Here is a 9,847-nt window from a genome sequence, read left to right as displayed (position 1 = left end):
TCCATGTTTATCCTACCGCCTCGAAGAGAAGATAGAAGTTATCCTCGATGGGTTAAGTTGAAACCCAAGAAGTACGCAACAAATAGGAAAAATGCCAGTCAGCTTAACTGACTGGCATTACACCTTTATGGTGGCTTTTCTTTTACTACTATATCTTTAGATTTTCAGCTTATCTCGTTTACAGCTTATTGAGGCGTTAAATCATTACGCGCTGAAATCAAGCAACGGCTGAGCGAATATTTGCTCACTCCCTTCTGCCATTTTTACGATAGATTGCATATGGAAAATATCTATCTCAGCAGTCGAAGCTTGGAACGCTTGCACGGCCTTCTCTAAAGATTCCGCTCGCATATACCATAATAGATAAGAGTTCGATTCGATTTCTAACTTAAACCAGCTTTCGACCATCACTTGCTCATTCTTTAATGACGCCGTCACTTGTTCAACACTCTCATTCATGCGCTGTTGCCATTCAGCCAAAGTCTCTTGATGCGATGTTTGCAATTTAATTAAGCCCGCTGCTACTTCCACGCTTTCTCTCCAAAATTTAATTTCAGAGCTATCTTGCGTAACTTCAGAATCAGTTCAAGCAAAGTTACATTTGAATCTGCGTTATCCGACAGAGGTTTTAATTCGACATAAAAAAACGCCTAGCGATATGGCTAGGCGCTCTTCGTAAGAACTTAACGACTTGAATACGCGTAACGGTTCTGCGTTTCAAGTAAACCGCGATTACTTGAACTCAAACTTACCCTTCATGATCGCCCAGTGACCAGGGAACGAACAGAAGAAAGTGTAATCACCACCCGCGGTGAGTTTTTCAGTACTAAAAGTCAAAGTGGTTGTTTCGCCGCCGCCAATCACTTTTGAAAAAGCATAAACACGAGCATCACCCGGTTTAACATAACTGTTATCAATGCCAGCGCTCATACCTTCTGTTCCCACAGCTTGAACATTCGCCGTATCAGAAATCACCACGTTATGGCCCATGGACGTAGCAGGCAGTGAACCTGTATGTTTCAAAACAATCGTCACTTCAGAACATGATGCAGGAACGCTCAATACATCCTTATTAAACTTCATCATGTCGTTTGCTTCTAATTCAAGGTTACATTCAGTGGCAGCTTGCGCAGAAAATGCGGCAAAAAGAACAGCAACACCAGATAGGATATTTCTAAGTTTCATTATTTATCTCCTTATTTGAAAGCCTTAGACATTATACGTCAAAGCTAAAGTGATGCTTGTGAAAAGCGCCCGGATAATCGGAATTAAACAACTTCTCTGTCACGCAGATCACTTTTTAAACATTTGCACCATTTATCATGCCTATTAATACTCCTAGCTTAGAGAATATGATCACCAAAACGAAAAACGCACCCGTTTGGGTGCGTTAGCTTGTCTTAATCGGTGTTAGAACCTTAGTTCCAGTGACGCGCCAATTAGGCGTTCACGCTGCTTCAATACCTCGGTACCAGTACGGCTTGCTGAATAAAGTAATTCATCATCAGAATCAAATAGGTTTTCAACAAACAATGCAGCTCGGCCATATTCGAAGTCATATGCAAATTGAGCGTCTACTAACCAGTAGCCGTCAATTTTTAACTCTTCAATATTATCCTTTTCTGAATAGTATTCGCTCGTGTATTTCGCATTAGCGCTCAACTCAAAACCGTCACCAAAGTAGAACAAACCACCTAATGTTGAAGTAAACGCAGGTGAGCGATCTAGCTCTAACGTTTTACCGCCTTGAGAAGCTTTCTCTTTATATTCTGTCTCTAGCCAACCAAGGTTTGCATACAACTCCACGTCTGAAGTCGCATACCAACGGGTTGCAATCTCTGCACCGTAGGTCTCAGCATTATCGATATTCGTTACAACACTAATATCATTGTCATTTCGCTGACTAATTTGGAAGTTGTCATAATCATTAAAGAATATATTCGATGTCAACTCGACAGCTCCGTCTGCTAAAGCATGACGTGTGTATAACTCATAGTTCCACACATATTCGCTGTCGTACTCAAAATCTTGGTAACGACCACCTGTAGAATCGAATCCTAACCCAGCGCCACCACCATTATAGCCCTTAGCAATTTTGAAACCGACGGTACTCGTATTAGCTGGCTTATATGCTATATCAAAGCGAGGAAGAAACTCAGAGAAGGTTTCATCATAATCAACTGTCATGTTCAGAGGATTAGGCTCTACAACTCGAATTTTATGCTCTTGCTCAAAGCGGCCCGCAAAAGTAACGGTTACTTCAGGTACAACATCGTAAGATACTTCAGCAAATGCCGATTTTGTTACCGTTCTATCATACATAGGGCTTGAGCCAGCACTATGAATATAAACTTCATCTTGCTCAGAATTAAAGTAACGAATACCAGCTAAGCCGTAAAGCTTGTCTTGTAGGGCATTGTAACGAACAATAGCTTCAGCCTGAATTTCATCCCCTTCAATCAAAAAGTCAGCTGGATAGGAAGGAGGAGTGCGACGGTGATTAACAAAGTCAGTATAGATTACGTTAGTTTCAAACCTTAAGTGGTCGTTAACGTCGAAACCGGTATCCCATGCATAACTTATCGAATCCGTTTCATAGATAGCCCTATCAGCTGTATAGCCAGAGCTAATATCGTGCTCAGATTGAGGAGAACGAGAATCTAAATAAGCTACCGATAAACCTGTTCGGAAACCCGGAAGTGACGTTGGCTCAAGTAATAACTTGGCACGGACTGTCGACATTTCAATGTCTCGAGAATCACCAACAGGGTCATAAGAAATCATTTCAATATGACTCTTACGTTTTTGTTGATCAACAGACAAACGGAAAGCCAGTTGGTCTTCCACAATTGGTGCTGAAATTATTGCTGCTGTTTGAGAGTAGTTGTGCTGCCCTACTGCAACTTTTACCGCACTTTCAAAATCATAGGTTGGGTCTTTCGACTTCATCACGATCGCACCTGCGATAGCATTACGACCTTGAATATAGCTTTGTGGACCAAGATAAATCTCAGCCTGCTCCATATCCCATAACGAACGAGGACCAAAAGCGATTTCAGAATAATTTAGAGAGCGGCCATCGATTGAAAGATTCACGCGTGGGCGAGAACCAGAGAAGCTTGCAATACCACCAATAGAAGGGCCAGAAGCATCCACACCTCGAATAGCAGGAAGGTTATTACCTAGGCCAGAATCAACCACATTTGGAGCAAGCTGAATTAGGTCTTTAATCTCATTGGCATTTGGCGTGCTATCAAGGCGATCAGAGTCGTATACCTCTACGCTTGAGCTAGTATCGTAGATTGTACGATCAGTCTTCTCACCAATTACCGTAATTACATCTTTAACTTCTTGTTGAGCAAAAGCTGGTTGGGCTCCAACTGCACTGATGCATACGCCTGCGATCAATGCCGACAGAGGACGAATTCTAAATTTCGTTACTTGTCGAGCTGGAATAGACGCTGTCATTTCAATTCTCCTTCATTAAACAATAACAACTATTTGGCTCATTACGAGGAGCATGAAAAGGCGTGCAACAAATATTCAGGGTGCACGAAACCTACCCTACTTCTAAGGTACAAGCGTCATGACGCGCGACATTTGTTAAACGTCGTTCAAAAACCAATCGTGTTTATGAGCTAATATCCCATAACTCAATCGACTACGTGAAAGCAAAGCGAAACGCTCCTTTAACCACAGGTTCAGGAATGCTTTAACTGCGTATTTTTGCCAGATTGATTTATGGGTCAATTTTCAAGCAGAGCAATAGAATGCTCGCCATTAACAATCAGCTAGATGAAGGTGAACATATGGGATGAATCACAATCACTGCGTTAACTATTGTTTTAATTATCTATATTGACGGGAGAAAACTAACAATTAGCGAGCTAAATGTAAAGCATTCTCATTAATAATTTGTCGTTCTATTATTAAGTTTTCTTAATGTTCTTACTATCGCCTGTTTAAGCCGTAATAAGCAACCTGACTAAAGCATTCATTAAACGTTCATTTATCGAGTGTCATTCTGTGTAAAACTTTTTGCTCAGAGAACGCTATGAAAGCACGAAAAATCATTATCTTATCTTCAATTGCCTTACTCGTGTCTAGCGGTGTTTGGGCACTGCTTCCCGTTGATTTAGAGCTTGCCAGAAAAGTGCCAGCCTTTTTCGCCACCGTTTCTATGATAGCCATGGCATTAGCCATGCTGCTTAGCTGTCGATTAAAATGGTTAGAACCAATATTCGGCGGGATGGACAAGGCCTACATTTGGCATAAATGGCTAGGCATTGCAGGGCTAGTAGGCGCAAGCTTTCACTGGCTACTGGTTCCCGGCCCTGCGGGTAATGGCATTGACCCACAATTTGCTGATTTTGGTGAAGAAGTCGGTCAGTGGGCCATGTATGGCTTATTGGTGCTCGGCAGTATGAGCATGGTAAAGCAGATTCCTTATCGTATTTGGTTTTACACCCATAAGTTGATGGGGCCTATTTTCCTGATCTCGGTTTATCACACGTTTTTCTCTGATGTGCCATTTGAGCTTTTTAGTACTACTGGCGCAGCGCTGTTCACTGTATCCACGATTGGCACTATTGCTTACCTCTATAAATGCCTAGTTAAGCCGCGAAGCTATAAAGCCTACACGGTCAGTCAGGTAAGCTCTATTGATAATGCAGTTGAAGTGACCTTAACGGCAAATGAAGACGGCATTAAGCATCATGCTGGGCAATTTGCCTACCTTGACTTTGGCTTGGATAACATTGAGCACTTTCATCCATTTACTATTGCTTCAGCGCCAACAAATGGCCACCAGCTAACCTTTATTATTCGCGCACTGGGGCGTCATACTCAGCAATTGCAAACCGCAATTAGCGTTGGCCAACAAGTTACGGTTGATGGCGCTTATGGCCGATTACACGCGCAGCGTAATCGCAACAAACCTCAAGTTTGGATTGCAGGAGGCATTGGAATCACGCCATTTTTGGCATGGTTACAAGCTCGCGATACTGATCAGCCGATCGAATTATTCTTCGTTGGCCGAGGTAAGCTTTATCAATTGCTGATAGACAAAGTACAACAGCTTATTGGTAACACAAACGTGACACTGCACTTACCTAGCACGAAAAACCAACGCCTTGATGCAAAAATGATCCAGAAATCGCTCGGAAAACCGCTAGATAGCTATCAGTTTTTTGCATGTGGACCAAATAACATGATGAAGTCGATAAAAGATCAACTTTGTGTTGCGGGAATGAAGCCTAAACAGTGGCACAATGAAAATTTTGCTATGCGCTAAGCTTATTAAACCGATCAAGGGCGATAATGAGCTCCCTTAATTTTTACAGTATTACACATTAATCAGTTTTAATTATATATTTTACAAAAATCGCAAAATAATAAACTAACCTTCAAAAAGCAAACGTTATCAACCTTGATTCATAAATAGCTCGCCTCACTCAAATAACTGAAAAATAAAAGAATTATTTTAAAATAATCACAAATCAATTTAATAACAAAAATATCATTGACTATTGAGTTTAGATCCACATAATACGCGCCGTTTAACTAAAATTTGTTCACCAATTTTAAAAGCGATACGAGGGTAATGATGGCTGCTGATAACAACTATAGTCTGGGTCCGGTTCCTAATTCCGCAAGGAAAGGGGTCATGTCTTTAACCATGGTAATGTTAGGACTGACCTTCTTTTCTGCCAGTATGTGGACGGGTGGTTCACTCGGTACTGGTCTCTCATTTGACGATTTCTTCCTTGCTGTTCTCATTGGTAACCTCATCCTCGGTATTTACACTTCTTTCCTCGGTTACATCGGCGCTTCTACTGGTCTTTCTACTCACCTCCTTGCTCGTTTCTCTTTCGGCTCAAAAGGCTCTTGGCTTCCTTCTGCATTACTTGGCGGTACACAAGTTGGTTGGTTTGGTGTTGGCGTAGCCATGTTCGCCCTTCCGGTTCACAAAGCAACCGGCATTGATACCAACACTTTGATCGTCATCTCTGGCTTATTAATGACCGCGACCGTTTACTTCGGTATCTCTGCATTGATGATACTGTCTGCGATTGCCGTACCAGCCATTGCGTTACTTGGCGGCTACTCAGTCATCGAAGCGATTAACAGCATTGGCGGTGTTGCCGAGTTGCAAAAAGTACAACCGGCAGAACCTATCGATTTCTCAGTGGCATTGGCACTGGTGGTCGGCTCATTTATCAGCGCAGGGACACTCACGGCAGATTTTGTTCGATTTGGTAAAAAACCAAAGAGCGCGGTTCTAGTCACCATGGTGGCCTTCTTTATCGGTAACTCGCTTATGTTTATCTTTGGTGCAGCCGGTGCTTCAGTAACAGGTCAATCAGACATTTCAGAAGTTATGATTGCGCAGGGTCTACTGATTCCAGCAATCATCGTGCTTGGCCTAAACATTTGGACTACCAACGATAACGCACTTTACGCATCAGGCCTTGGCTTCTCAAATATTACTGGCCTACCAAGCAAGTACATTTCTATGGTTAACGGTGTAGTGGGAACTTTGTGTGCGCTATGGCTTTACAATAACTTTGTTGGCTGGCTAACATTCTTATCGCTAGCGATTCCACCGATTGGCGGCGTTATCATTGCAGATTTCTTTATTAACCGTAAGCGTTACACTAATTTTGAAACTATCCAGTTCCAAACGGTTAACTGGGCTGGCATCATCGCGGTAGCGATTGGTGTGGCTGCGGGTCACTTCCTACCGGGCGTAGTACCTGTAAACGCAGTGCTAGGCGGTGCAATTAGTTACCCAATATTAAATTCTATTCTTAATAAAATAACACTGGCAAAGCAGCCAGCGTAAGGAACCAAAATGACAACTCTGTTGATCAAGAACGTAGCGCTACAAGGCCAAGCAGGCCTTAAGCAAATTTTGATTGAGAATGGTCAATTCAAGCGTATTGAAGACAACACTCTAAACCTAGATGTTGCTGGCGATATTCTTGATGCAGAGGGCGGCATGGCTGTCGCGCCTTTCTGTGAGCCCCACATTCACTTAGATACCACTCAAACAGCAGGTGAACCAAACTGGAATATTTCTGGTACGTTGTTTGAAGGCATTGAACGTTGGGCCGAACGCAAGGAAATGCTGTCAATCGAGGACGTAAAAGCCCGCGCGAAACAGACGCTAAAATGGCAGATTGCCAATGGCGTTCAGCATGTTCGTACTCACGTTGATGTTTCAGATCCTACACTTGTCGCACTAAAAGCGATGATCGAAGTACGCGAAGAGATGAAACCGTGGGTCGATATTCAAATCGTCGCGTTCCCACAAGAAGGTATTCTTTCTTACCCTAATGGCAAAGAGTTATTGGAAGAAGCGGTTCAACTGGGTGCGGATGTGATTGGCGCAATCCCTCACTTCGAGTTCACTCGTGAATACGGTATCGAGTCACTTCATTACGTGTTTGAGTTGGCGCAAAAATACGATCGCCTGATTGATGTTCACTGTGACGAAATTGACGATGAGCAATCTCGCTTTGTTGAAACTCTAGCTGCATTGGCACACAAATTTAATATGGGTCATAAGGTTACAGCGAGCCATACCACAGCGATGGGCTCATACAACGGGGCTTACGCCTCTCGCCTATTCCGCTTACTACGTATGTCAGGCATCAACTTTGTCGCTAACCCGCTAGTGAATATTCACTTGCAAGGCCGTTTCGATGATTACCCGAAACGCCGCGGTGTTACCCGTGTAAAAGAGATGTTGAATGCTAATATCAATGTATGCTTTGGCCATGATGATGTGTTCGATCCTTGGTACCCACTTGGCACAGCCAACATGCTGCAAGTGTTGCACATGGGTTTACATGTATGTCAGGTGATGGGTTACGATCAAATCAATAACTCGCTTGATCTGATCAGCACGAACTCGGCGCGTACATTAAACATTCAAGATAAACATGGTATTGAGACAGGTAAGCCAGGCAGCTTACTGATCCTGCCTGCGGAGAATGGTTTTGATGCTGTGCGCCGCCAAGTGCCGGTACGTTACTCAGTGCGCCAAGGTAAAGTGATTGCAGACACTCAGCCTGCGACAACGCATCTTCATCTAGAAAAGTCTGAACCCGTAACTTTCAAGCGATAAAAGAAAAACCCGCTAGGTTCTCACCTAGCGGGTTCTATTCTTACTCGCAGCAATCCGGCTACTAATAAGTGCTCCCTGCATCATATCCTTGATAGTACGCTGCTTCCCTCAGCACTTCCTTAACATCGCTATCCTAGCGGTGTCCTTTGCTATCCTAGCTAGTCATCTGTCCTCGATGACTATATCTTCGTCCTGAAGATGACCAATCCTTGGGTCTTTCCTGTTCCATGTCCGCTTCCTGCCGACACGTTTAAGATATCGCTAGTGCCGATTTTAAACAACGCGGCGATCACCATTATTTCCGGCTTACAAACCATCAACCAAACAAATAACCAAATAAAATCATATGCTTAAATAGAAACGCCCGGTAATCACTCTAGATTGAATCGCCTCAATCTCACGCATTTGTAAGAGATCTCGCACAGAGTACTATCGACAAATACTTACTCGCCTTCTAAGTAGTTATTGTTCTCTGAACAAAAAACACACTATCCCACAGGCTAGATTCAACAAATTCGGTTCTAACTTGTTAAAAATTGAGATATTATTTACTGATCAAAATCACAATTTTGTATCTTTAAAGTGTGCGGGCTTAACTATCTGCAACACACATTAACCATCACTAAGGAACTTAGATGATTTCAAAATGGGCGCAACGCTTTTACCAAATGGCTGAACTTGTTGGCTCTTGGAGTAAAGACCCTTCAACACAAGTTGGTGCAGTCATTACAAAACAAAACCGCATCGTATCGGTTGGCTTCAATGGCTACCCACACGGTATTTCTGATAGCGCGATGACAGATGAACGCGAAATGAAATACCTAAAAACCTTACATGCAGAAGAAAATGCGATTCTGTTTGCTAAGCGTGATCTTGATGGCTGTGAAATTTGGGTGACACACTTCCCTTGCCCAAACTGCGCAGCGAAAATCATCCAAACTGGAATCTCTGCAGTGCACTGCCCAGAGCAAACGGAAGATTTTCTGTCTCGTTGGGGCGATAAAATCAAAGTAAGCCAAGAGATGTTTCTTCAAGCGGGCGTAAAGGTAAATTGGTTACCTTTGGATGAACTGGGTAACTAATCCGCTGCGCGGATAACATCCAATTTTTGCAATGTTTCTAATAGCTGCTCTAATTTGTAGGGTTTCGATAAATACGCATCCATACCCGCATTAAAGCAGCTATTTACTTCCTCAGGTAACTCACGCGCAGTCAGCGCGATAATAGGTAATCTGTCTCGTTGATTGTCACTTTCCCACTGACGAATTTGTCTCGTTGCGGTTAGCCCATCCATCACGGGCATCATGCAATCCATCAAAATAACGTCGAACTGCTCTCCTTGAGTGATAATGTTCAATGCTTCACGGCCATTACACGCCAGTTGATGGGGCATTTGTGCTCGATTGAGAAAGCAACTGGCAATCTTCTGATTCATCAAATTATCTTCTACTACCAAAACATGTGGCGCTTTGCTCGCAGTTAACGCGATAGAGAGCGATATTTCAGAACTAGTCACTTTTCTGTTGGGCTCAGTAGGTTGCAGCAATCCTTGCTTGGCAACTCGAATTGAGTGCATAGGTTCATTCATCCTTTGAATAAATTTTGACCAAATATAGAGAGTTGAGTCCGCGGCTACCAATAAGTCTGTCACTAATTCAAGGCCTTCTTACAAATAAAACAAGCAAATCATTGCCCGCTAGCAACTGTGATCAATCT

At 42.9% G+C, this 9,847-nt stretch carries 7 protein-coding genes and 1 pseudogene; 4 read left to right on the top strand and 4 right to left on the bottom strand.

Features of this window, described 5'->3' with window-relative positions:
- Positions 1-204: 204 nt before the first annotated feature.
- The 3 genes from MU515_RS14425 to MU515_RS14415 form a co-directional block, all read right to left on the bottom strand.
- On the bottom strand, positions 205-531 hold the full coding sequence (locus MU515_RS14425) for a DUF6176 family protein (RefSeq protein WP_260261113.1): 327 nt from the start codon (positions 529-531) through the stop codon (positions 205-207).
- Between the two features lie 201 nt (positions 532-732).
- Positions 733-1,185: an azurin gene (azu, locus tag MU515_RS14420; RefSeq protein ID WP_260261112.1), complete on the bottom strand. Its 453-nt coding sequence runs from the start codon at positions 1,183-1,185 to the stop codon at positions 733-735.
- A gap of 225 nt (positions 1,186-1,410) precedes the next feature.
- The gene (locus tag MU515_RS14415; protein WP_260261111.1) at positions 1,411-3,468 is read right to left on the bottom strand and encodes a TonB-dependent receptor; all 2,058 of its coding nucleotides are present in this window, start codon (positions 3,466-3,468) and stop codon (positions 1,411-1,413) included.
- Between the two features lie 586 nt (positions 3,469-4,054).
- On the opposite strand from MU515_RS14415, the gene MU515_RS14410 reads away from it, so the two are divergent.
- From MU515_RS14410 to MU515_RS14395, 4 genes are all read left to right on the top strand, one after another.
- Positions 4,055-5,293, top strand: coding sequence for a ferredoxin reductase family protein (locus MU515_RS14410; RefSeq protein WP_260261110.1), 1,239 nt, complete (start codon positions 4,055-4,057; stop codon positions 5,291-5,293).
- Between the two features lie 312 nt (positions 5,294-5,605).
- Positions 5,606-6,844, top strand: coding sequence for a cytosine permease (codB, locus tag MU515_RS14405; protein WP_260261123.1), 1,239 nt, complete (start codon positions 5,606-5,608; stop codon positions 6,842-6,844).
- Positions 6,845-6,853: 9 nt separating this feature from the next.
- A complete protein-coding gene (locus MU515_RS14400) occupies positions 6,854-8,131 on the top strand; it encodes a cytosine deaminase (protein ID WP_260261109.1) in 1,278 nt (425 codons plus the stop codon).
- Positions 8,132-8,766: 635 nt separating this feature from the next.
- Complete coding sequence (locus tag MU515_RS14395) at positions 8,767-9,213, top strand: dCMP deaminase family protein (protein WP_260261108.1); 447 nt, start codon at positions 8,767-8,769, stop codon at positions 9,211-9,213.
- Here MU515_RS14395 and MU515_RS14390 read toward each other — a convergent pair.
- Positions 9,210-9,590, bottom strand: a pseudogene (locus MU515_RS14390) (response regulator); the annotation flags it as partial. The gene MU515_RS14395 and the pseudogene MU515_RS14390 overlap by 4 nt on opposite strands.
- Positions 9,591-9,847 lie beyond the last annotated feature (257 nt).

It is taken from the genome of Vibrio intestinalis, assembly GCF_025195085.2.
GTDB classification, from domain to species: Bacteria; Pseudomonadota; Gammaproteobacteria; order Enterobacterales; family Vibrionaceae; genus Vibrio; species Vibrio intestinalis.
Note: the sequence above shows the minus strand (reverse complement) of the source record. Positions and strands in the feature narration are given on the sequence as shown.